This is a genomic window from Nocardioides aromaticivorans (genome assembly GCF_013408525.1).
GTDB lineage: Bacteria > Actinomycetota > Actinomycetes > Propionibacteriales > Nocardioidaceae > Nocardioides > Nocardioides aromaticivorans.
The window spans coordinates 659,941-681,966 of the sequence record NZ_JACBZM010000001.1 but is presented as its reverse complement, the minus strand read 5'-3'; the positions used below and the strand labels follow the sequence as shown (position 1 = coordinate 681,966).

The window sequence follows — 22,026 nt, the reverse complement described above, 5'->3', positions numbered from 1 at the left end:
GCCCGTGCTCTCGGTCCGCTGTGCCCCACGCCGTCGCGTGGCGTTGCCGGCGACCCTCGGGAGCCTCGAGAGCGTGTCGGCCCTCGCGCTGGCGCACGTCGCCGCCGGGGGAGAGATGCCGCAGCCGCTGTGGCTGGCCGCCTTCGGCGCCCTCGTGTACGCCGCCAGCCTGCCCGTGCTCCGCCGCCGGGCCGGCATCGGTCTCGTCCTGCCGGCGCTCGTCGTCGCGCAGGTGCTCGGCCACGCCTGGCTGGTCGCGCTGGCCCCGGCGGCGCACGCCGGCCACGGCCACGACGGCGGGCTGCTGCTGGGGCTGAGCCCGTCGATGCTCGCCGCGCACGCCGTGGCCGCCGTGGTCACGGGCGTCATGTGGGCGATGCGCCGGCGCGTGGTCGAGGTGCTCGTGCACTGGTCCGACCCCGGGCTGCTGCCGGTGCCGGCCGCGCAGCGCGGCCGGGTGCTCCCGGTCGTCGTACGGGCGTCGGGCCGGCTGCTCGAGGCCGTCGCGCCGACGCGGGGTCCGCCGGCGGGCCTGCCGGCGACGGCCTGAGCCCCGGATCTCCTGTCCGGTGCCGGGCTGGTCGCTGCTGCCTGCCCGCACCACCGACCTCAGACAGAGAGACACACCATGAACAACCGACGCTTCAGCCTGCCCACCCCCGTCCGCATCGCCGGTGCCGGCGCCACCGCCCTGGGCATCGTCGCCCTCAGCGCCGGCGCCGCGAGCGCGCACGTCACCGTCACGCCGAGCACGACCGCGGCCGGGTCCTACACCGTGCTGACCTTCAGCGTGGGCCACGGCTGCGAGGGCTCGCCGACCACGAAGATCGCCATCCAGATGCCCGAGGCGATCCCCTCGGTGACCCCGACGCTCAACCAGGGCTGGGCCGTCCGCAAGGTCTCCGAGAAGCTCGCGAAGCCGATCGAGGACGCCCACGGCAACAAGCTCACCGAGCGGGTCAGCCAGGTCGTCTACACGGCGCGCACGCCGCTGGCCGACGGCTTCCGCGACACCTTCGAGCTCTCCGTGCAGGTGCCCGACGCCGAGGGCGACACGGTCACCTTCCCGGTCATCCAGACCTGCCAGAAGGGTCAGACGTCGTGGATCGAGACGCCGGCCGAGGGCCAGGACGAGGAGGAGCTCGAGAGCCCGGCACCGGCCTTCACCATCACCGCCGCGTCCGGCGAGGGCCACCACGGTGGTGCGACCGACGACGACGCGGGGGAGTCGGACGAGCACGAGGCTGCGGACGCCGACGGTGACGACGACGGCGACGGCGACGGCCTGGCTGTCGGCGGTCTCGTCGCCGGGATCGGCGGGCTCGCGCTGGGCGGCCTCGCCCTCGCCCGCTCCGGCAAGAAGGCCTGACGCACCGATGCTGAAGCGTGTGCCGGCGTGGTTCGCCGCGTTGCTCGTCGCCGCGACCGCGGTGCTCGGGCTGGCGGCGCCTGCGTCGGCGCACGCCACGCTCGTCTCCTCGACCCCGGCCGAGGGCGAGGTGCTGCCGAGCGCGCCGGGCGAGGTCGTGTTCACCTTCGACGAGCCGGTGCAGCTGGTGCCGAACGGCCTGCTCGCGTTCGACGCGGCCGGTGAGAAGGTCGCGATCGACGCCTCGGCCAGCGGCAAGGAGGTCACCGGCGACCTGCCCGACGAGCTCGACGACGGCACCTATGTCGTCACCTGGCGCGTGGTGTCCGAGGACGGCCACCCGATCGCGGGCTCGCTCACCTTCCACGTCGGCGCGCCGAGCCCCAGGGTCGAGGCGCCGAAGCTCGGCCCGACCGACCCGGGCGCCGTACCCACCATCCAGGCGGTCGTCCAGGGCATCAACTACGTCGCCCTCCTGCTGGCGGGCGGGCTCGCGGTCTTCCTGGGGTGGACGACCCGCGACGTCCGGCTCACCGATGCCGTACGACGCCGCCTGGTCCGGACGCTGCGGGGCGCCGCCCTCGTGGCGGTCCTGGCGGCCGCGGCCGCCGTCCCCCTCGCCGGCGCCTACCAGCTCGGTACGGGGGTCAGCGGCCTCCTCGACCTCGACGTGCTCGACCCGACGCTGGTGCAGGACGACCTGCGGGTGCTCGCCCTGCAGCTGGCCTGCCTGGCGGTGACCTCGTGGGCGGTCGGTCTCCAGCGGTCCTCGCTGCTGGTCGACCTCAACACCGCGCTCGCGGTCTGGTCGCCGGCGCTCGTCGGGCACACCCGCGCCTACGAGCCGACGACCCTCCTCGTCGTCACCGATGCCCTGCACCTCACCGCGGGCGCCATCTGGCTCGGCGGCCTGGTGGGTCTCGCGCTGACGCTGCCCTCCGTCGCCGGGCGTCCGGCCGACGGTGCTCGCCTGCTGAGCCGCTTCTCGACCCTGGCCGGCGGCCTGGTCGCGGCGCTCGCGGCGGCCGGCGTGCTGCTCGGCTGGCGCATCGTCGGGTCGTGGTCGGACCTGTTCGGCGAGACCTGGGGCCGGCTGCTGCTCGTGAAGGTCGGCATCGTGCTGGTCGTCCTCGGCATCGCCGCCTGGAACCGGTTCCGGCTGGTCCCGCGGGTCACCGAGGGCGTCGGCCACGACGGTCGTCGTACCGCGGCGGGGCTGGTGCGCCGCGCCCTCGTGGCCGAGGCCGTGGGCCTGGTCGCCGTCCTCGCCGTGACCGGGTTCCTCACCCAGAAGCCGCCCGGTGGCGAGGGCGACGCACCGCCCGCCACGGCCGACACGGGGACCGTGACCGGCACGGCCGGCGACGACCTCAAGGTGCTCGCCGTCCTGGACTCCGGGAGTGGCCTGCAGCGACGCCTGATCGTCCAGGTCCAGGACCTGGAGACCAGCGACCCCGTCGACCTGTACGACGCCCCGGCGGTCGCGCTGCGCAACGGCGACGTCGACCTCGGCGAGGTGCCGGTGGTGCCCGTGGGCGCCGGCACCTACCAGGCGGACGTGGTCTTCCCCGTGGGCGGGACCTGGCAGCTGCAGGTCAGCATCCGTGCGGAGGAGTTCAGCAGCCCCGTGACGACAGTGGACCTCCCGGTCACCCAGTGACCGGGAGGTCCGTCTTCGGGGGAGCCGGGCTCAGCCGAGGCCGGTCTCCGAGAGCGGCACGGTGTCGCTGTCCTTCGGCACGCTCACCTCGACGTCGGCGCCGTAGTCGTAGTAGGTCTGGCTGGTCGAGGTGGTGACGCCCTGGACCGACAGGCTCACCTCGTACTTCACCGGGCGGTTGTCGCCGTCGATCCAGATGTCGAACGGGATGGTCTTCGGGAGCGTGGTCGCCGCGTCGGCCGGCAGCCCCAGGACCTTGGCGTAGCTCTTCGTGTTCATCACGGCCTTGTAGTGGTCGGCGTCCACGCCGTCGACCTCCTCGGCGCCGACCAGCTCGAGCGAGTCGAGGTCGCCCATCGCGCGCAGCGCGGTCTCGGGGTCGGAGACGGCGGCGAGGGCCGCGAACGGGTTGTCCTTGTTGGCGGGGTCCTTGGAGTCGATCTTCAGCCACTTGCCGGCCGGCACGCCGAGGCCCTCGGACTTGAGGTAGACGACGCCCGACGCGCTGACGGTCTCCAGCTGCTGGGGGCTGCCGGCCGTGGTCTTGCCGTGCGACAGGGCCTCGTCGCCCTCGTACTTCGCCTCGGTCTCGATGGTCATCGAGGTCCCGGCGGTGGTCGTGGTCGCCCGCCCCTTGAACGAGCCGGCGGCCTGCTGGGCCTCGAGCACCTCGTCGAAGAAGTTGGCGGTCGTGAGCTCGCCGCCGGACGCGCCCTCGCTCTCCGACGCCCCTCCGGACGAGCTGTCGGAGGACCCGGTCGACGCCGACGTGGGGGCGTCGCTGGACTTCCCACCGTCGGCGTCGCCGGACGAGTCGTCGTTGCAGCCGGCCAGCAGCAGGGAGGTGGCCAGCAGCGCGGCGATCGACGCGGGCACGGTCTTGAGGGTCATGCGGTTCTCCTCGGGGTTCTCGGATGGTGCGCGCAGACGACTACCCGCCACGCGCGGGATCACGCCTCGGGGTCGACGGTGGCGGTCACCGCGACCTGGTGGAGCAGCCCGTCGACGCGGACCTGCACGAACATGCGGTAGCTGCCCGGCTCGGTGAAGGTCGTGTGGAAGGTGAGGATCGTGCCGTCGTCGGTCACCTCGGGGGCACCGAGCGGGTGCACGTGCACGAAGCCGCCGGTGCCGATGGCGAAGCCGGTGAGGTGCGCCGTCGCGCCCAGGTAGCTGCCGAGCTGCAGCGGCTCGCCGTGCGGGGTGGCCACGGAGATGCGCAGCCGACCGTTGGAGCCGACCTCCCCGTGGCCGTCCAGCCCGATCCGGACGACCCCGTCGTCGCTCGTCGCGGCCGCGTCACCGGTGGGCACGACGGCCGGCCGCCACTTCCCGGGCACCCGCTGCGAGGTGCCCAGCACGACCGGGCGGTCGGCACCCTGCGGGATGAACTCGGTGACGACCCGCCACCACCCGCCGCCGCCCAGGTCGACCCGGCCGCGCCAGGTGCCGTCCTCGCCCAGCTCGGGGTGCACGTGGCGGAACTCGCCGAGGTCGTCGCGGACCACGTAGAGGTGCAGCAGCTTGGTCTGCTCCGGGGTGTAGTCGGTGAGCGCCTTCCCGGCCTCGTCGACGATCCGGAAGGAGACCTCGCCGGTCCGGTCGGCGCCGGGCAGGCGGACGTCCTCGATCGTGTAGCCGGCGACGCTCGCCCGGGTGCCGTCGCCGCGCGGGCTGAGCCCGGACGTCGACCCGTCCGTGACGGGGGTGACCACCAGCCGGTCGGGGTCGCCGCCACCGTCGTCGCCCGAGCAGCCGGCGAGTCCGGTGGCGAGGGCGAGGCAGGCCAGCGCGGCCGTCGTACGACGGAGGGTGCGGGTGCTCACGGCGCCACCGTCAGGAGCAGGAAGGCCGCCAGCAGCACGAGGTGCACGATGCCGTTGAGCGGCTTCGACCGGCCCGGTACGACGGTCAGCACGCCGACGACGGCCGAGAGCACCAGCAGCACGAGCTGCAGCGGCTCGAGGCCCAGCGCGAGGTCGCCGTCGAGCCAGATCGAGGCGACCGCGATCGCCGGGATCGTCAGGCCGATCGAGGCCATCGCCGACCCGTAGGCGAGGTTGAGGCTGGTCTGCACGCGGTCGAGGAGCGCGGCCCGCACCGCCGCGATGGTCTCGGGGAGGAGTACGAGCATCGCGATCACGACGCCGACGACGGCGTGGGGGAAGCCCAGCCACTCGACCGCGTCCTCGATCGAGTAGGACTCGACCTTGGCCAGCCCGACCACCGTGACCAGCGAGAGGCCCAGGAGCCCGAAGCTGGTCCAGGCCTCGCGGTCGGTCGGCGGGTCGGCGTGCCCGTCGCCGTCCCTGTCGTCGTCGGGGGTCCAGCCGCCGGGAATCGAGGTCGAGGCCCCGGGCAGGAAGAAGTCGCGGTGGCGAACCGTCTGGGTGAAGACGAACGAGCCGTAGAGCGCCAGCGAGGCCAGCGCCGCGAAGGTCAGCTGCGACCCGGTCAGCACCGGGCCCTCCTCGCTCGTCGTGAACGCCGGGACGACGAGGGTCAACCCGGCGAGGGTGATGACCGTGGCGAGCGCCGACCCCGTGCCCTCGGGGTTGAAGACGGCGAGGTGGTGGCGCAGGGCGCCGACGACCAGCGCCAGCCCGACGATGCCGTTGACCGTGATCATCACGGCCGCGAAGACGGTGTCGCGCGCCAGCGTCGAGGTCTCGCCGTTGCCGGACACCATCAGCATCACGATCAGGCCGACCTCGATCACGGTGACCGCGACCGCCAGCAGCAGCGACCCGAACGGCTCGCCGACGCGGTGGGCGACGACCTCGGCGTGGTGCACGCCGGCGAGGACCGCCCCGATCAGGGCGATGCCGATCAGCGAGGCCGCGAGGGGGCCGGGATGCGTTCCCCAGCTCACGCCGAGGACGACGGCGGCGATGGGCGGGGTGAACACCGTCCACCCCAGTCGTCCCGAGGTGGAGGCGCTCATGGGCCACACCCTACGGGGCTGGACCAGCGGCCCGGGTCCGCGGATGCCGGTCGGACCCGCCTGCCCTCGTAGAATCGGGGGCATGTCCGTCGAGTCCGTCTTCCCCCGGCTGGAGCCGCACCTGCTGTCGGTGTCCAAGCCGATCCAGTACGTCGGCGGCGAGCTCAACATGGTCGCGAAGGACTGGGACGCCGCCGAGGTCCGCTGGGTGCTGATGTACCCCGACGCCTACGAGGTCGGCCTGCCCAACCAGGGCGTCCAGATCCTCTACGAGGTGCTCAACGAGCGCGAGTGGATCCTCGCCGAGCGCACCTACGCCGTGTGGCCCGACATGGAGAAGCTGCTGCGCGAGCAGCAGATCCCGCAGTTCACCGTCGACAGCCACCGCCCGGTCGGCGCGTTCGACCTGTTCGGCGTCAGCTTCTCCACCGAGCTCGGCTACACCAACCTGCTCAACGCCCTCGACCTGGCCGGCATCCCGCTGCACGCCGTCGACCGCGACGAGACCCACCCGGTCGTGATCGCCGGCGGCCACGCCGCCTTCAACCCCGAGCCGATCGCCGACTTCATCGACGCCGCCGTCCTCGGCGACGGCGAGGAGGTCGTCCTCAAGATCTCCGAGCTGGTGCGCGAGTGGAAGGGCGAGGGCTGCCCCGGTGGCCGTCAGGAGCTGCTGCGCCGGCTCGCCGTCTCGGGCGCGGTCTACGTGCCGCGGTTCTACGACGTCGAGTACGACGACAGCGGCGCGATCGCTGCCGTCGTACCCAACCACCCGGAGGCGCCCGACCGCGTCCGCAAGCACACGCTGATGGACCTCGACCAGTGGCCCTACCCGCGCAACCCGCTGGTGCCGCTCGCCGAGACCGTCCACGAGCGCTTCTCGGTCGAGATCTTCCGCGGCTGCACCCGCGGCTGCCGGTTCTGCCAGGCCGGCATGATCACCCGCCCGGTGCGGGAGCGCTCCATCGAGACCATCGGCCAGATGGTCGACAACGGCGTGCGGAAGACCGGCTTCGAGGAGGTCGGCCTGCTCTCGCTCAGCTCCGCCGACCACACCGAGATCGGTGACGTCGCGAAGGGCCTCGCCGACCGCTACGAGGGCTCCAACGTCTCGCTCTCCCTCCCGTCGACGAGGGTCGACGCCTTCAACATCACCCTCGCCAACGAGTTCTCCCGCAACGGTCGCCGCTCCGGCCTGACCTTCGCGCCCGAGGGCGGCAGCGAGCGGATGCGCAAGGTGATCAACAAGATGGTCACCGAGGACGACCTGATCCGCACCGTCGCGACGGCGTACTCCCACGGCTGGCGGCAGGTGAAGCTCTACTTCATGTGCGGCCTGCCGACCGAGACCGACGAGGATGTGCTGCAGATCGCCGAGCTCGCCAAGCGGGTCATCAAGACCGGCCGCGAGGTCTCCGGGCGCAACGACATCCGCTGCACGGTCTCCATCGGCGGCTTCGTCCCGAAGCCGCACACGCCCTTCCAGTGGGCCGCGCAGCTCGACGCCGAGACCACCGACGACCGTCTGCGCCAGCTGCGCGACGTCGTGCGCGCCGACAAGAAGTTCGGCCGTGCCATCGGCTTCCGCTACCACGACGGGCAGCCGGGCATCGTCGAAGGACTCCTGTCCCGCGGTGACCGCCGCGTCGGGCGCATCATCGAGGAGGTCTGGCGCGACGGCGGCCGCTTCGACGGCTGGAGCGAGCACTTCTCCTTCGAGCGCTGGGTCGCCTCCGCCGAGAAGGCCCTCGCCGGCACCGGCGTCGACCTCGACTGGTTCACGACCCGGGAGCGCGAGTACGACGAGGTCCTGCCCTGGGACCACCTCGACTCCGGCCTCGACAAGGACTGGCTGTGGGCCGACTGGGAGGACGCCCTCGCCGTCGGCGACGGGTCCTCCGACGTCGAGGTCGAGGACTGCCGCTGGACGCCCTGCTACGACTGCGGCGTGTGCCCGGAGATGGGCACCGAGATCCAGATCGGGCCCACCGGGCAGAAGCTGCTGCCCCTGTCGGTCGTCTGACCTCGTCGCTCGTCCCGCGCGGCCGGTGTGCCAGCATCGGGGCGTGCGCGACGAGCAACGCCTCCCGACCCGGACGCCCGAGTCGCGTGCGTTCGCGGAGCGGGTGCAGGTCGCGATGGCTCTGTGCGCGCGCCTCAACGCCCTGCCCTTCGACGACCTCGAAGGCAGGCGAGTGCTGCTCGGTGAGATCTTCGGTGGCACGGTTCCGGATTCGTTGTCGATCCTGCCGCCCTTCCACAGCGACTACGGGCTCGGCGCGACCTTCGGGGAGCGGGTGTTCATCAACCAGGGCTGCTACTTCCTCGACCTCGGCGGGATCACCCTCGGCGACCGGGTGATGATCGGGCCGGGCGTCACGCTCACCACCGCAGGGCACCCGGTCGAGCTGCGGGAGCGGTACGACTTCATCACCCACGCACCCATCACCGTCGAGGACGACGTCTGGATCGGCGCCGGAGCCACCGTCACTCCGGGCGTGACCATCGGACGAGGAAGCGTCGTCGGGGCCGGCACGGTGGTGGCCCGGGACGTCCCGCCCATGAGCGTCGTCACGGGGACGAGCGTGGTCGAGAGGAAGCGGACCGGGAGCGCAGGCTGACCCGGACATGCCGGTGACCCCGCCCGGGCGGGCGGGGTGCGGGGCTCGGTCTTCAGTAGCCGTCGAGGATCGTGGTGCCGGCGGGGCCGACGTGGAACATGTGGCCGTGGGGGCTGGTCCACAGGTAGTGGCCGGGCTGGATCACGAGGTAGCGCCATTGGCTGTGGGTCTTGGCGCGGTGGTGCCTGCGGCAGAGCGGGACGAGGTTGCAGGGACACGTCTTCCCGCCCTCGCCATGGGGTTGGGCGTGGTCGAGGTCGCAGCGGACTGCCTGGTGGGGGCAGTTGGGGAACCGGCAGGTGTGATCTCGCAGCGTCACGCGGTGTCGGTGGCGGTCGGGGATCTCGTACGAGTCCACGGGGATGCAGTCGGTGAGGTTGATGACCGGTCGCACGATGACGGTCGTGCCGGGGACCTGGAGCCATTCCTTCACCTGGGTGACGTGGACGGGTGACCTGGTCTCCTCACACCGCCCGACGTTGTTGCCGCTGGTGGTCGAGGAGGTCGCGCAGCGACCGTCACGAGACCCCTGTGCCTGTGCTGCCAGGGCGGTGTCGGTGATGTGGACGTTCAGCTCCACCCGCCGGCCGGGGGCTTGGGCGATGACCTCGCCGGTGGTCTCATCGGCGATCAACAGATCGAGGGCGAGGTCACGGCGGGCGATCGCACCCACGGCCTTGGAACGTCGGACGTCGAGGGAGTCGGTGTCGCCCAGCTGGCCGCGCAGTGCTGCTTCCCGGGAGATGGCTTGGTTGAAGTCGTGGCCGTCGGCCGCGTCGAGATAGGCGTCAAGGTGCACGCCGCCGTGTGCGTCGACCTCGTCCAGGTGGACGTCACAGTGGCGGCGGTCGTTCGCGGCTTGGCGTTCGGCCTCGGCGCGTTCGGGGTCGAACCGCAGGATCGCCTCGGTCACCAGACGTTCGAGCTGCGCCCAGCCGACGCCGCCGACGGCGGCGTTCAGGTGCCGGTCCACGAACTCCGCTGCCTCTGCCGGCAGCGACCTCGTCAGGTCAGCGATGCGTTGGGCTCGCCACGGCGTGACCCGGCCCTCGAGGACGGCGGCGTAGAGCAGGGGGAGGCGCCAGGCGCACTCGATGACCTGACCGACATACGACCGGCCACCATCCGGGGTCCGGCCGAGGACCGCGATGAGCTCCATCAGCTGGAACTCGCTGACGAGCGGGGCACCCGGGCCGGCGATCGGGACACCGGTGTCGAGGTAGCCCTCCGTCAACGTCGCGGCACCTTCGGCGGTGTCGACGATGTTGGCCTCAGCCCACGACGTGATGGCCTGCCACTCGCGGACGATGAGGGCGTCGCGGAGGTCGACACCGTCACGGATCTCGGACAGCAGCGACGCTGTCGAGACGGTGCTGTTGTCGAGGTCCATGACTGGATTCTTTCATCGACCTCCGACACAACGAAGCGACGGAAACCCGCCTGTGGACAGGGGAAAGTCCATCCCGGTCATGTGCAGAACAAGCGGCGCAACGAGTGATCACGAGGTCGCCGGACCGCACCCGACCGCGGGAACCCAGCCCCGCACCCACGCTTCTCGTCGCTGCGTTTGAAGACCCGACCACCTACCCAACCGAAGGCCACAGCGGGTGCACCGGAGCCAGAGGTTTCGAGGCTCGGCGCTGGCGCGCCTCGCACCTCAACCAGCGGAGGGGATACAGCGGGTGCGCCGGAGCCAGGGGTCTCGTGACGGTCGCTGCGCGACCTCCTCGACCACCGGGCGGACGGCACCCGACCGCCGAACCCAGCCCCGTACCCAGCCTCCTCGTCGCTGCGTTTGAAGACCCGATCACCCACTCAACCGAAGGCCACAGCGGGTGCGCCGGAGCCAGGGGTCTCGTGACGGTCGCTGCGCGACCTCCTCGACCACCGGCGACCTCCTCGACCACCGAGGTCCTCCCCGACCACCGGCGACCTCCCCGGACACCGGGACGATCAGGCCCCGGACGACCCGCCCGCCAGCGGACCGTCCAGCTGCTCGCCGTCGGCGCGCTCGACGTAGCAGACCACCCAGTTGCCGGACTCGATGTCCTCGCTGAAGGCGTCCGTCGCGAAGTCCACCAGGTATTCGCTGTCGGCGAGCACTGGCCCGTACCCGTCATCGGCCAGGTCGGTGCAGATCTCCCGGATGGAGTCGCCGGCGTCGTACCGCGACTCCAGCGCGTCGTCGGCGAGCTCCACCGCGACGACCTCCGCGTCGTGGGGCTCCGAGCAGGTCGCGTCCCAGAGGTCGTTGCTGTCGGTGCCGAGGAAACCGGTGTTGACGCACTGCCCGACCTCGGCGTCCTCCTCCAGGACTGTGTTGGAGATGGCGACGACGAAGGCGACGAAGACGCCGATCAGGGCCAGCGTCCCGATCGAGCCGAGGACGAGGCCGGTGACGGCAGCCCAGCGGCCGCGGCGGCGTCCGTCCTTGGTCCGGACGATGCCGGCGATGCCGAGGCCGACGCCGATCGGGCCGGCGCAGCAGGTGAGCGCGCAGACGAAGGCGGCGATCGAGACGCCGTCGGTACGGGCGGCGGGCTGGCCGGGCTCGTACCCGCCGTACCCGCCGTACGGGGCGCCCGGCTGGTCTCCGGGCGTCGGCCATTGGGCTCATCGTGCGATCCCCTCCAGGTCCCGGGTCAGCTTGCGGCCCCGCGGGTGCACCGCGAGGCAGGTGATGGCACGGTCGTCGTCCTTGCGCCAGGACTGGGCCGTGGGTGAGTAGTAGTCGAGCTCGAAGCGGGAGTCGTCGTACGCGATGTCGAGGAAGTCGCGGAACAGGTCGAGGCACTTGTCGCTGCGCGCGTCGAGGGCCTTCTCCCCGGGGTACCGACCCTTCGGGAGCACCACGTTGCCGACCACCTGGTAGTCGTGCCGGGCGTTGCACGGTACCCGCGTCACGGTGTTGACGAGGTCGTCCTCGTCCAGCTCGGGCTCGTCGAAGCAGTCACCGCGCCGCAGGTCCAGGCTGCTGATCGTCTCCCGGTCGCTGTCGGTCTCGTCGCGGCCGGGGTGGCCGCCTCCGCTGGGCTCGTGCCGCGGCAGCGGCTCGGTGAGCTGGTCGCCGTCGGCCGCCTCGGCGACGCACACGAAGTAGTCGCCGATCTCGGGAGCCTCCACGTCGTCGGACTCGACGATCGGGTCGATGCGGTGCGCGCCCCCGGCGACCAGGCCGTCGTACCCCGCGGACTTCGCCAGCGGGTGGCAGAAGCCGATGTCCTCGATGTACGACGTCCGCAGCTCGGCCGTGAAGCGGCCGGCGTACACGACCTCGGCGTCGTGCGGCTCGTCGCAGTCGGCGGGGCTGATGTCCAGCCAGTCGTCCTGCTCGTCGATGTCGACACAGTCGCCGGCGCGGGCGTCGTCGAAGAAGTAGGTGCTCGTCCCGAGCAGCACCAGGCCGGTCGCGCCGGCGGCGAGGCCGAGCGTGAGGAGCACGCCGAGCACCAACCCGGCGACGGCCATCCACCGACCGCCGCGCCGCCCGTCACGGGTCCGCACGATGCCGGCGATGCCCAGCCCGATCCCCACCGGGGCCGCGCAGCAGGTCAGCGAGCACACGAACGACGCGACCGCGATCCCGTCGAGGGCGGGTCCGCCCTGGATGAGGTACGGGTCCGTGCGGAACGAGTCGGCGAGCGGACGCTGGTAGGGGTCGAACGGGTCCGGCGGCGGGCCCCCGTCGCTGCCGAACGGATCGTTCATGCGGTCAGGGCAGCTTCTCGTCCAGGGAACCACCGTCGGCGAGCGTGATCACGCAGACGACCTTGTCGCCGGACGACGGCTTCCTCTCCTGGGTGAGCGCGATGACGTAGTACTTCGGGTCGAGCAGCAGGCCGGCCTCGCCGGAGTCGAGCATCGGCGTGCAGTGCTCCACGATCTGGGACTGGTCGCCGAAGTCGAAGTCGTCCGCCTCCTCGGAGGAGAGGGTCTTCGTGGCGATCACCTGCGCGTCGTGCTTGTCGCTGCAGTCGACGACGTGGATGCCGCTGACGCCCTCGTCGGCGCTCTTGTCGAGGCCGTTGCCGGTGAGGCACTGGCCGTCCTTGAGGTCGTTGATCCGCTCGCCGAGCACGCCGGTCGCCACCACGACGACACCGCCGATCGCCAGCAGCACCGAGAGGATGCCGAGCACGATGCCGGCGATCGCGAACCCGCGGCCCTTGCGCTGGCCGTTCTTCGTCCGGGACAGGCCGACGAAGCCGAGGATGAGGCCGATCAGGCCGGTGCAGCAGAGCAGGCTGAGCACGAAGGACGCGATCGACACGCCGTCGGTCTTGGGCGGCTGGCCGCCGAAGCCGCCGCCACCGCCGTAGCCCTGCGGACCCCCGCCGCCGTACGAACCGCCGCCGCCGTAGGGCTGGGGCGCGGGAGGCTGCTGGCCGTAGGGGTTCTGGCCGTACGGGTTGCTGCCCGAGGGGCTGCCGTAGGGATCGCTCACGCGGTCACCCTAATGGGCGAGGATGGGCGGCGTGGTGGAGTTGACCGACGACGACCGGCGCCGCCGGCTGGCGGTGCGCCACGGCCTCGCCCACCGGCTCGACACGGTCGAGGCGGCGACCCGGGCGATGACGGTGCTGCACGCGACCGAGGCGGCCACCGTGCACCTCGCGCTCTGGGCCCGCGTCGACGGTGTCACCGTCGCCGACGTCGACCGCGCCCTGTACGACGACCGCAGCGTCGTGAAGCAGCTGGCGATGCGCCGCACGCTGTTCGCGTTCCCGCGCGAGCTGCTGCCGGCGGCGTGGGGGAGTGCCGCCCGCCGCGTCGCGGGGCAGCAGCGCGCGCTGATGGTGAAGGACCTCGTGGCCGGCGGCGTCGCCGACACGGACGCCTGGCTGGCGAGGGCGGAGGCGGACGTGCTCGCCCTGCTCGCCGACGGCACCGCGCGGACGACCGCCGAGGTCCGGGAGCAGGTGTCCTCGCTCGCCGGCACCGTCCAGCGCGGCACCCCCGGCTCGAGGTGGGCCGCGGAGGTGCCCCTCGCCCCGAGGGTGATGAGCCTCCTCGGGGCCGAGGGGCGCATCGTCCGTGCCGCCAACGCCGGGCACTGGCGGTTGAACAAGCCGGCCTGGACCACGACGGAGGCCTGGCTCGGTGACGCCCCGTCCCCGCTGCCCGAGCCCGACGGCTACGCCGAGCTCGTCCGCCGCTGGCTGGCCACCTTCGGTCCCGGCACCGAGGCGGACATCGTCTGGTGGCTCGGCGCCACCAAGTCCGCGGTCCGCCGGGCGCTCGCCGACCTCGACGCGGTGCAGGTGGGGCTGGAGGGTGGCGGCGCCGGATGGGTGCTGCCCGACGACACCGCCCCGGTCACCGACGAGGAGGCGGACGTCCGGCCGTGGGCGGCCCTGCTCCCGACGTTGGACCCGACGGTGATGGGCTGGAAGGAGCGCTCCTTCTACCTCGACGCCGCCGACACGCCGTACCTCTTCGACAGCAACGGCAACGCCGGCAACACCGCCTGGTGGGACGGGCGGGTGGTGGGCTGCTGGGTGCAGGACGACGCCGCCCGGGTCCACCTCGTGCTGCGCGACGACGTCCCCGCGGCCGGGCGGAAGGCGCTGGAGGCGGAGGCGGAGCGGCTCACGTCCTGGCTGGACGGGGTCCGGATCACCAACGTCTACGCCTCGCCGCAGATGCGCGGCGCCCGGCTGCCCTGACCTACGATTCGCTCCCGTGAGTCGTCAGCAGCCCGAGCAGCAGGCACCCCCGGTCCAGAAGCTCCGGATCCGGTACGCCAAGCGCGGCCGCCTGCGGTTCACCAGCCACCGCGACGTCAGCCGGGCCATCGAGCGCGCCGTCGTCCGCGCGGCCATCCCGATGGCCTACTCGTCCGGCTTCCACCCGCACCCGCGGATCTCGTACGCCGGCGCGTCGCCGACCGGCGCCGCCAGCGAGGCCGAGTACGTCGAGCTGGGGCTCGCCGAGGTCCGTGAGCCCGCCGACGTGGCGGCCGCCCTCGACGCCGTGCTCCCCGACGGGCTCGACATCGTCGCGACCGTCGACGCGGCCACCTCGACCGCGGGCTCCCTGTCCGACCTGCTCACCGCGAGCCACTGGCTGGTCGACCTCGGCGACACGCCGACCGACGCGGTCGAGGCGGGCGTGGCGGCGTTCCTGGCGACCGACTCGGTGACCGTCGAGCGGATGACGAAGAAGGGGATGCGCTCCTTCGACTGCCGCGCCGCCGTCGTACGGCTGACCGTGACGCCGGAGGGCGGCCTGGACCTGCTCCTGGAGCACACCGTGCCGGCCGTCCGGCCCGACGACGTGCTCACCGGGCTGCGCGAGGCGGGCGGCCTCGAGGTGCCGCAGGCCGTGCTGCTCACCCGGGTCGCCCAGGGTGTCCTCGACCGGGACGCCGGGGCCATCGGCGACCCGCTGGCCGAGCGTTGATGCCGGTCGCCTGATCGGCGTGTGCGATACTCGCCACAGATCACTCCGCGAGCGTCCCACCGGACCGCGCGCGACGATCTGACGACGTTCTCGCCGCCCGGCACGATCGGACGGCACGGTGGAGCACGGACACCCGCCAGACGCGACGCACACGGCGACCGCGGCAGGTGAGGGTCCTGGCTCCAGTGACGCTCCGCGGAGGGTGTCGTCCCACGAAGGCTTACGGCAGCGTGCGTGGCGCGACTGCCGATGACACCCCGGCTGCGAGGCGGCCGGGTGGAGGAGTAGCGCAATGACGGACGCGCCCACCGAGACCCCGATCGAGGCCACCACGGCCGAGACCCCCGCCGAGACGCCTGCCCCGGCGCCCGCCGAGCCGCCTGCTGAGGCGCCGGCGGACCCGCCCGCGGAGGCGGTCGAGAAGCCCGCGAAGCCGGCCAAGAAGGCCGCCGCGAAGAAGGCGCCGGCCAAGAAGGCCGCTGCCAAGAAGACCACGGCGAAGAAGGCCGCCGCCAAGCCGGCCGCCGACGCGGGCGCCGAGGCCACGGCCGACGGCGACGACGCCAAGCCGGCGAAGAAGGCGCCCGCCAAGAAGGCGGCCGCGAAGAAGGCGCCGGCGAAGAAGGCCGCCGCCTCGAGGCCGGCCGCCGCGAAGACGGCGAGCAAGGCGAAGGCGAAGCCCGCCCCGGAGTCGGAGCAGCTGGTGCTGACGCCCGACGAGGACGAGCCGACCGACACCGCCGCCACCGACACCGCCGCCACTGACACCGCCGCCGACGGGACCACCTCGGCCGCCGTGCTCTTCCAGGCGCCGAAGGTGACCACCCGCAAGCGGTCGTCCGCGAAGCCGAAGCCGAAGCCCGAGGTGGAGGAGCCGGTCGAGGACGCCGAGGCCACCGGGGAGGACGCGGAGGAGACCGCCGAGACCCCGGTCGAGGCGCCCGCGGAGGCCACCGAGGAGCAGCCGGCGGAGGGCGACGAGTCCGCCGACGAGGACGACGAGGAGTCGGACGACGCCGAGGGCGCCGACGGCACCACCGGCCCGGCCCGTCGCCGACGTCGCCGTGGCGGCCGTCGCCGCCGCAAGCCGGCCGGTGCCGGCCAGGGTGCCGGTGAGGGCGACGACGCCGACGACACCGAGGGCGAGACGGACCAGCCCGAAGGCGCCGAGGGCGAGACCACCGAGGCCGAGGCCACCGAGTCGGGCGACTCCGGCGACGACGCCGAGGCGTCGGAGAACGGCGGGGGAGGCCAGGGCAGCAGCTCGTCGCGCCGCCGGCGCCGCCGCCGCCGCGCCGGTGAGGGTGGCGGGGACGACGGCGGGGACGACCCCGAGAACACCGTCACCCGCGTGCGCAAGCCGCGCTCGGCCGACGACGAGATCACGTCGATCTCCGGCTCCACCCGGCTCGAGGCCAAGAAGCAGCGCCGCCGCGAGGGCCGTGAGGCCGGACGCCGCCGGGCGCCGATCGTGAGCGAGGCCGAGTTCCTCGCCCGCCGGGAGTCGGTCGAGCGCGTGATGGCGATCCGCCAGCGCAAGGACCTCACCCAGATCGCCGTCCTCGAGGACAAGGTCCTCGTCGAGCACTACGTCGCCCGCGAGTCGCAGACCTCGCTGATCGGCAACGTCTACCTCGGCCGGGTCCAGAACGTGCTGCCCTCGATGGAGGCCGCCTTCATCGACATCGGCAAGGGCCGCAACGCCGTCCTGTACGCCGGCGAGGTCAACTGGGCCTCGCTCGGCCACAAGGAGGGCCAGCCGCGCAAGATCGAGTCGGTCCTGCAGTCCGGCCAGACCGTCCTGGTGCAGGTCACCAAGGACCCGATCGGCCACAAGGGTGCCCGGCTCACCAGCCAGGTCAGCCTCGCCGGCCGGTTCCTCGTCTACGTGCCCGACGGCACGACGTCCGGCATCTCCCGCAAGCTGCCCGACACCGAGCGCGCGCGCCTCAAGAACCTCCTCAAGGAGATCGTCCCCGACACTGCCGGCGTCATCGTCCGCACGGCCGCCGAGGGCGCCTCCGAGGACGAGCTGACCCGCGACGTCGAGCGGCTCAAGGCCCGGTGGGAGGACATCGAGTCCAAGGTCGCCAAGGGCAACGCCCCGCAGCTGCTTTACGGCGAGCCGGACCTGACCCTCAAGGTCGTCCGCGACCTGTTCACCGAGGACTTCGCCAAGCTCGTCGTCCAGGGCGACGACGCCTGGGCGACGGTCAAGGAGTACGTCGACCACGTCGCTCCCGACCTCGTCGAGCGCCTCGAGCAGCACCAGACCGGCGACGACGCGCCCGACCTGTTCGCGACGTACCGGATCGACGAGCAGATCGCCAAGGGCCTCGACCGCAAGGTCTGGCTGCCCTCCGGCGGCTCGCTGATCATCGACCGTACCGAGGCGATGACGGTCGTCGACGTCAACACCGGCAAGTTCACCGGCTCCGGGGGCAACCTCGAGGAGACGGTCACGAAGAACAACCTCGAGGCCGCCGAGGAGATCGTCCGCCAGCTCCGGCTGCGCGACATCGGCGGGATCATCGTCGTCGACTTCATCGACATGGTGCTCGAGTCGAACCGCGACCTCGTCCTGCGCCGCCTCGTCGAGTGCCTGGGCCGCGACCGCACCCGCCACCAGGTCGCCGAGGTCACCTCGCTCGGCCTGGTGCAGATGACGCGCAAGCGGATCGGCACCGGCCTGCTGGAGGCGTTCAGCGAGAACTGCAGCCACTGCCAGGGCCGCGGCATCGTCGTGCACGACCTCCCGGTCGAGCCGAAGCGCGGCGGCGGCAACCAGGGCGGCGGCGAGTCGTCCGAGGAGTCGCGTCGCCCGAGCCGGCGCCGCAAGGGACGTGGCCAGGGCGGCGAGAACGGCGCGGCCGAGGCCGCCCCGAAGCCGGTGCCCTCGCCGAAGGACGTCGCCGCGATGGCCAAGCACCACGACGAGGTGCCCGCCGACGACGAGGTGCCGGCCGACGAGGCCGCTCCGGTCGACGAGGCGGCCACCGTGGTCGAGGAGACCCCGGTCGAGGAGACCCCTGTCGAGGTCCCGGCCGCGGTCGAGGAGCCCGTGACTGAGGAGCCGGTGACTGAGGAGCCGGTGACTGAGGAGCCCGTGGCTGAGGAGCCCGTGGCAGAGCCCGTGGTCGAGGAGCCGCTGGCCGAGGAGCCCGTCGCGGCTGCCGAGGAGCAGGTGGTCGAGGTGGCCGCCCCGCTCGAGGAGCCCGAGGCCGTCGTACCGGCGCCCGAGGCGGCTGCCGAGCCCGAGCCCGAACCGGTCGCCACCACGACGGTGGTCACCCGCACGCGGACCCGGCGCAGCGCGGCGACCCGTCCCGCCGGCCCGCCGGCCGCGACCGAGGCAGCGCACGAGGCAGCGCCCGAGGCGGCGCCCGACGCACCGGAGGCAGCCGACCAGCCGGCCGACCAGGCGGCCGACCAGCCGGCCGAGGAGCCGCACGTCGAGCACGTCCCGATCAAGAAGAAGGGCGCCCGCAAGCGCTGAGCGGAGGGCGCCGGCTTGCTGATTATGCGGAAACCGGCGCCACCCGTACTATTGATCGTCGGTGCGCCGCCGAGGCGCGCCGTTTCTGCTGGCACCCGGCGTCCCGCCGGACAGCTGTGTGTGCTGCAGACCCGAGACCTTCGGACAGACGTTGATGATTAAGGAGACCGCGGTGGTGTACGCGATCGTGCGCGCAGGCGCGAAGCAGGAGAAGGTCGCTGTCGGCGACGTCATCGAGATCGACAAGGTCTCCACGCCGGTCGGCGACACCCTGACCCTGCCGGTCGTGCTCGCGGTGGACGGCGAGACCGTCACCAGCACCGGCCTGGACAAGGCGACGGTCACCGTCGAGGTCCTCGGCGCCACCAAGGGCCCGAAGATCATCATCCAGAAGTACAAGAACAAGACCGGCTACAAGAAGCGCCAGGGTCACCGCCAGAAGTACACCCAGGTCAAGGTCACCGACATCTCGCTCTGAGCCCCTCCAGGCTCGGCACCTCACTCCGAAGGACTGAAACATGGCACACAAGAAGGGCGCCGCGTCCACCAAGAACGGCCGCGACTCCAACGCCCAGCGCCTCGGCGTCAAGCGCTTCGGCGGCCAGCTCGTCAACGCCGGCGAGATCATCGTCCGCCAGCGTGGCACCCACTTCCACCCGGGCTCGGGCGTCGGTCGCGGTGGCGACGACACCCTGTTCGCGCTGGTCGCGGGCAACGTCGAGTTCGGCAAGAAGCGCGGCCGCAAGGTCGTCAACATCGTCCCGGAGGCGTGAGCTGACGCTCACCCATCTGGAAGCGAAGGGCGTCCCGCACGGGACGCCCTTCGTTCATTTTCCCCACCTTCTGCTGAAAGACTGATCCCATGGCTGTGCCCACCTTCGTCGACCGCGTGACCCTCTCCGTGTCAGCCGGTCGAGGCGGCAACGGCGTGGCATCGGTCCACCGCGAGAAGTTCAAGCCGCTCGGTGGCCCCGACGGCGGCAACGGCGGTCCCGGCGGCTCGGTGATCCTGCGGGTCGACCCCGATGTCACCACGCTGCTCGACTACCACCACAGCCCGCGCCGCAAGGCCGAGCACGGCGGCCACGGCGCCGGCGACCGCCGCAACGGGGCCCACGGGGCCGACCTGGTGCTCGCCGTACCCGCCGGCACGGTGGTCAAGGAGCGAAACGGCACGGTCATCGCCGACCTCGTCGCGCCCGGCACCGAGATCGTGATCGCCCAGGGCGGCCGCGGCGGCCTCGGCAACGCGTCGCTGGCCTCCAAGACCCGCAAGGCGCCCGGCTTCGCGCTGCTCGGCGAGCCGGGCGAGGAGCTCGACGTCGTCCTCGAGCTCAAGGTCGTCGCCGACATCGGGCTGGTCGGCTTCCCGAGCGCGGGCAAGTCCAGCCTGATCGCCGCGATCTCCCGGGCGCGGCCCAAGATCGCCGACTACCCGTTCACCACCCTGGTCCCCAACCTCGGCGTCGTCACCGCGGGCGACACCACCTTCACCGTCGCCGACGTGCCCGGCCTGATCGAGGGCGCGGCCGAGGGCCGCGGCCTGGGCCACGACTTCCTGCGCCACATCGAGCGCTGCGCCGCGCTGGTGCACGTCCTCGACACCGCGACCCTCGAGCCGGGCCGCAACCCCGTCGACGACCTCGACGTGATCGAGGACGAGCTGCGCCGGTACGGCGGCCTGGAGGACCGGCCGCGCCTGGTCGCCCTCAACAAGGTCGACGTCCCCGACGGTCGCGGCATCGCCGAGCTGGTCATCGAGGAGCTGCGCGAGCGCGGTCTGCGGGTCTTCGAGATCTCCGCGGTGTCCGGCGAGGGCACCCGCGAGCTGATCTACGCGATGGCCGAGATCGTCGCTGAGGCGCGGCGGGCGAAGGCCGCCGAGATCCCCGCGCGGATCGTCGTCCGGCCCAAGGCCTTCGACGACGACGGCTTCACGGTCAAGCGCACGGGCGCCGGGTGGCGGGTGGTGGGCACCAAGCCGGAGCGCTGGGTGCGGCAGACCGACTTCAGCAACGACGAGGCCGTCGGCTACCTCGCCGACCGGCTCAACCGCCTGGGCGTCGAGGCGAAGCTGCTCGAGCTGGGCGCGGTGGAGGGCGACGCCGTCCTCATCGGCTCCGTCGACGACGCCGTGGTGTTCGACTTCAAGCCGGGTATCGACGCGGGCGCCGAGAACCTCTCGCGCCGCGGCGAGGACGACCGCTTCCACGAGGCCCGTCCGGCCGCCGCGCGCCGCCGCGAGATCCAGGAGCAGATGGACGAGCGCGCCGAGAACGAGACCCGCGCCGACGTGGCCCGGCGACTCGACCGGCCCGACGAGTACGGCCCCACGTCGTACGAGATCGGCTCCGAGGACGACCCGGACGCCAGGCCGGTCTCGCTCGAGGACGACTGGCTGGAGGACGACCCCGGTGAGTGAGCGCGGGGCGGTGACGTCCGCCCGCCGGATCGTGGTCAAGGTCGGCTCCTCGTCCCTGACGACCGCCTCGGGCGGCATCGACCCGGAGCGGATCAGCGCGCTCGTCGACGTCCTCGCCGCCGCCCGCGAGCGCGGCGCGGAGGTGGTGCTGGTGTCGTCGGGCGCCATCGCCGCCGGCCTGGCGCCGCTGGGGCTGAAGAAGCGCCCCCGCGCCCTCGCGGCCCAGCAGGCGGCCGCCTCGGTCGGCCAGGGCCTGCTCGTGCACCGCTACACCGAGGAGCTGGCCCGCCACGGCCTCACCGCCGGCCAGGTGCTGCTCACGCTCGACGACGTCACGCGACGCTCGCACTACCGCAACGCCTCGCAGACCTTCACCCAGCTGCTCGAGCTCGGCGTGATCCCGATCGTCAACGAGAACGACACGGTGGCGACCACCGAGATCCGGTTCGGCGACAACGACCGGCTCGCCGCCCTCGTGGCGCACCTCGTCCACGCCGACCTGCTGGTGCTGCTCTCCGACGTCGACGGCCTGTACGACGGCCCGCCGTCGCGCCCCGGCACCCGACTCATCGCCGAGGTGCGCGGGCAGGCGGACCTCGCGGGCGTCACGGTCGGCTCCGTCGGCACCGCGGGGGTCGGCACGGGCGGCATGGTGACCAAGGTCGAGGCGGCCTCGATCGCCACGGGCTCCGGCATCCCGGTCGTCCTCACCTCGGCCGACAACGCCGCGGCCGCGATCTCCGGCGAGCCGGTCGGCACGCTCTTCCACGCCACCGGCAAGCGCCGGCCGACCCGGCTGCTGTGGCTGCGCCACGCGACCGAGGGCAAGGGCGCGCTGCTCCTCGACGCCGGTGCCGTCCGGGCGGTCGTGGAGCGCCGGGCCTCCCTCCTCGCGGCCGGCGTCACCGGCGTGCAGGGCGACTTTTCCGCCGGCGACCCGGTCGACATCCTCGACCCCGAGGGCCGCGTGGTCGGCCGCGGGCTGGTCAACTTCGACGCCTCCGAGATCCCGACGCTGCAAGGGCGGTCCTCGAAGGACCTCAAGCGCGAGCTCGGGGCCGGCTACGAGCGCGAGGTCATCCACCGCGACGACCTCGTCGTGCTCTGAGCCG

Annotated in this window: 19 protein-coding genes; 12 read left to right on the top strand and 7 right to left on the bottom strand. The window is 72.6% G+C overall.

Going from position 1 to position 22,026, the window contains the following annotated elements; translation table 11 throughout:
• Positions 1 to 4 precede the first annotated feature (4 nt).
• The 3 genes from BJ993_RS03185 (at position 5) to BJ993_RS03175 (ending at position 3,029) form a co-directional block, all read left to right on the top strand.
• Entirely contained in the window at positions 5 to 550 is a 546-nt protein-coding gene (locus tag BJ993_RS03185) for a cell division protein FtsQ (protein WP_179647702.1), read from the top strand.
• Positions 551 to 628: 78 nt separating this feature from the next.
• The gene (locus BJ993_RS03180) at positions 629 to 1,369 is read left to right on the top strand and encodes a YcnI family copper-binding membrane protein (RefSeq protein ID WP_179647701.1); all 741 of its coding nucleotides are present in this window, start codon (positions 629 to 631) and stop codon (positions 1,367 to 1,369) included.
• A 7-nt stretch (positions 1,370 to 1,376) separates the two neighbouring features.
• Positions 1,377 to 3,029, top strand: coding sequence for a copper resistance protein CopC (locus BJ993_RS03175; protein ID WP_179647700.1), 1,653 nt, complete (start codon positions 1,377 to 1,379; stop codon positions 3,027 to 3,029).
• A gap of 30 nt (positions 3,030 to 3,059) precedes the next feature.
• Here BJ993_RS03175 and BJ993_RS03170 read toward each other — a convergent pair whose 3' ends face one another.
• Genes BJ993_RS03170 through BJ993_RS03160 form a run of 3 tightly spaced genes read right to left on the bottom strand, consistent with a single transcriptional unit; the run spans position 3,060 to position 5,973 of the window.
• Entirely contained in the window at positions 3,060 to 3,920 is an 861-nt protein-coding gene (locus tag BJ993_RS03170) for an SCO4651 family lipoprotein (protein WP_179647699.1), read from the bottom strand.
• A 59-nt stretch (positions 3,921 to 3,979) separates the two neighbouring features.
• On the bottom strand, positions 3,980 to 4,855 hold the full coding sequence (locus BJ993_RS03165; RefSeq protein WP_179647698.1) for a DUF8832 domain-containing protein: 876 nt from the start codon (positions 4,853 to 4,855) through the stop codon (positions 3,980 to 3,982).
• Positions 4,852 to 5,973 (bottom strand): calcium:cation antiporter, encoded by a 1,122-nt coding sequence (locus BJ993_RS03160; RefSeq protein WP_179647697.1) that lies wholly within the window; start codon positions 5,971 to 5,973, stop codon positions 4,852 to 4,854. The genes BJ993_RS03165 and BJ993_RS03160 overlap by 4 nt, the downstream gene beginning before the upstream one ends.
• Positions 5,974 to 6,055: 82 nt before the next feature.
• Here BJ993_RS03160 and BJ993_RS03155 point away from each other — a divergent pair, with 82 nt between their 5' ends.
• A complete protein-coding gene (locus BJ993_RS03155; protein WP_036541367.1) occupies positions 6,056 to 7,996 on the top strand; it encodes a TIGR03960 family B12-binding radical SAM protein in 1,941 nt (646 codons plus the stop codon).
• Between the two features lie 43 nt (positions 7,997 to 8,039).
• Positions 8,040 to 8,594, top strand: coding sequence for a sugar O-acetyltransferase (locus tag BJ993_RS03150; RefSeq protein ID WP_179647696.1), 555 nt, complete (start codon positions 8,040 to 8,042; stop codon positions 8,592 to 8,594).
• A gap of 52 nt (positions 8,595 to 8,646) precedes the next feature.
• Here the strand turns inward: BJ993_RS03150 and BJ993_RS03145 are convergent, their stop codons facing one another.
• The 4 genes from BJ993_RS03145 to BJ993_RS03130 form a co-directional block, all read right to left on the bottom strand.
• The gene (locus tag BJ993_RS03145; RefSeq protein ID WP_179647695.1) at positions 8,647 to 9,984 is read right to left on the bottom strand and encodes an HNH endonuclease signature motif containing protein; all 1,338 of its coding nucleotides are present in this window, start codon (positions 9,982 to 9,984) and stop codon (positions 8,647 to 8,649) included.
• Positions 9,985 to 10,547: 563 nt separating this feature from the next.
• Positions 10,548 to 10,793, bottom strand: a complete 246-nt coding sequence (locus tag BJ993_RS03140; RefSeq protein WP_179647694.1) for a hypothetical protein — start codon at positions 10,791 to 10,793, stop codon at positions 10,548 to 10,550.
• Positions 10,794 to 11,207: 414 nt separating this feature from the next.
• Complete coding sequence (locus BJ993_RS03135; RefSeq protein WP_179647693.1) at positions 11,208 to 12,302, bottom strand: septum formation family protein; 1,095 nt, start codon at positions 12,300 to 12,302, stop codon at positions 11,208 to 11,210.
• A gap of 4 nt (positions 12,303 to 12,306) precedes the next feature.
• A complete protein-coding gene (locus tag BJ993_RS03130; protein WP_036541376.1) occupies positions 12,307 to 13,038 on the bottom strand; it encodes a DUF4190 domain-containing protein in 732 nt (243 codons plus the stop codon).
• Positions 13,039 to 13,069: 31 nt separating this feature from the next.
• Between BJ993_RS03130 and BJ993_RS03125 the strand changes: the two genes are divergently transcribed.
• The 7 genes from BJ993_RS03125 (at position 13,070) to proB (ending at position 22,022) form a co-directional block, all read left to right on the top strand.
• The gene (locus BJ993_RS03125) at positions 13,070 to 14,260 is read left to right on the top strand and encodes a winged helix DNA-binding domain-containing protein (RefSeq protein ID WP_179647692.1); all 1,191 of its coding nucleotides are present in this window, start codon (positions 13,070 to 13,072) and stop codon (positions 14,258 to 14,260) included.
• A gap of 16 nt (positions 14,261 to 14,276) precedes the next feature.
• Positions 14,277 to 14,996, top strand: coding sequence for a TIGR03936 family radical SAM-associated protein (locus BJ993_RS03120; RefSeq protein WP_179647691.1), 720 nt, complete (start codon positions 14,277 to 14,279; stop codon positions 14,994 to 14,996).
• Between the two features lie 292 nt (positions 14,997 to 15,288).
• Entirely contained in the window at positions 15,289 to 18,492 is a 3,204-nt protein-coding gene (locus BJ993_RS03115; RefSeq protein WP_179647690.1) for an Rne/Rng family ribonuclease, read from the top strand.
• A gap of 175 nt (positions 18,493 to 18,667) precedes the next feature.
• Positions 18,668 to 18,970: a 50S ribosomal protein L21 gene (rplU, locus tag BJ993_RS03110; protein WP_028656911.1), complete on the top strand. Its 303-nt coding sequence runs from the start codon at positions 18,668 to 18,670 to the stop codon at positions 18,968 to 18,970.
• A gap of 40 nt (positions 18,971 to 19,010) precedes the next feature.
• A complete protein-coding gene (gene rpmA / locus BJ993_RS03105; protein WP_036541384.1) occupies positions 19,011 to 19,265 on the top strand; it encodes a 50S ribosomal protein L27 in 255 nt (84 codons plus the stop codon).
• 89 nt (positions 19,266 to 19,354) lie between these two features.
• Complete coding sequence (gene obgE / locus BJ993_RS03100; protein ID WP_179647689.1) at positions 19,355 to 20,914, top strand: GTPase ObgE; 1,560 nt, start codon at positions 19,355 to 19,357, stop codon at positions 20,912 to 20,914.
• Entirely contained in the window at positions 20,907 to 22,022 is a 1,116-nt protein-coding gene (proB, locus tag BJ993_RS03095) for a glutamate 5-kinase (RefSeq protein ID WP_179647688.1), read from the top strand. Before obgE ends, proB begins: the two co-directional genes overlap by 8 nt.
• Positions 22,023 to 22,026: the final 4 nt, after the last annotated feature.

Bases quoted from the DNA above. Each gene is read 5' to 3' on its own strand.
- BJ993_RS03145 (WP_179647695.1), bottom strand. From the start codon at position 9,984: ATGGACCTCGACAACAGCACCGTCTCGACAGCGTCGCTGCTGTCCGAG.
- BJ993_RS03115 (WP_179647690.1), top strand. From the start codon at position 15,289: ATGACGGACGCGCCCACCGAGACCCCGATCGAGGCCACCACGGCCGAG.
- BJ993_RS03175 (WP_179647700.1), top strand. From the start codon at position 1,377: ATGCTGAAGCGTGTGCCGGCGTGGTTCGCCGCGTTGCTCGTCGCCGCG.
- BJ993_RS03160 (WP_179647697.1), bottom strand. From the start codon at position 5,973: ATGAGCGCCTCCACCTCGGGACGACTGGGGTGGACGGTGTTCACCCCG.
- BJ993_RS03155 (WP_036541367.1), top strand. From the start codon at position 6,056: ATGTCCGTCGAGTCCGTCTTCCCCCGGCTGGAGCCGCACCTGCTGTCG.
- rpmA (WP_036541384.1), top strand. From the start codon at position 19,011: ATGGCACACAAGAAGGGCGCCGCGTCCACCAAGAACGGCCGCGACTCC.
- obgE (WP_179647689.1), top strand. From the start codon at position 19,355: ATGGCTGTGCCCACCTTCGTCGACCGCGTGACCCTCTCCGTGTCAGCC.
- BJ993_RS03170 (WP_179647699.1), bottom strand. From the start codon at position 3,920: ATGACCCTCAAGACCGTGCCCGCGTCGATCGCCGCGCTGCTGGCCACC.
- BJ993_RS03135 (WP_179647693.1), bottom strand. From the start codon at position 12,302: ATGAACGATCCGTTCGGCAGCGACGGGGGCCCGCCGCCGGACCCGTTC.
- BJ993_RS03180 (WP_179647701.1), top strand. From the start codon at position 629: ATGAACAACCGACGCTTCAGCCTGCCCACCCCCGTCCGCATCGCCGGT.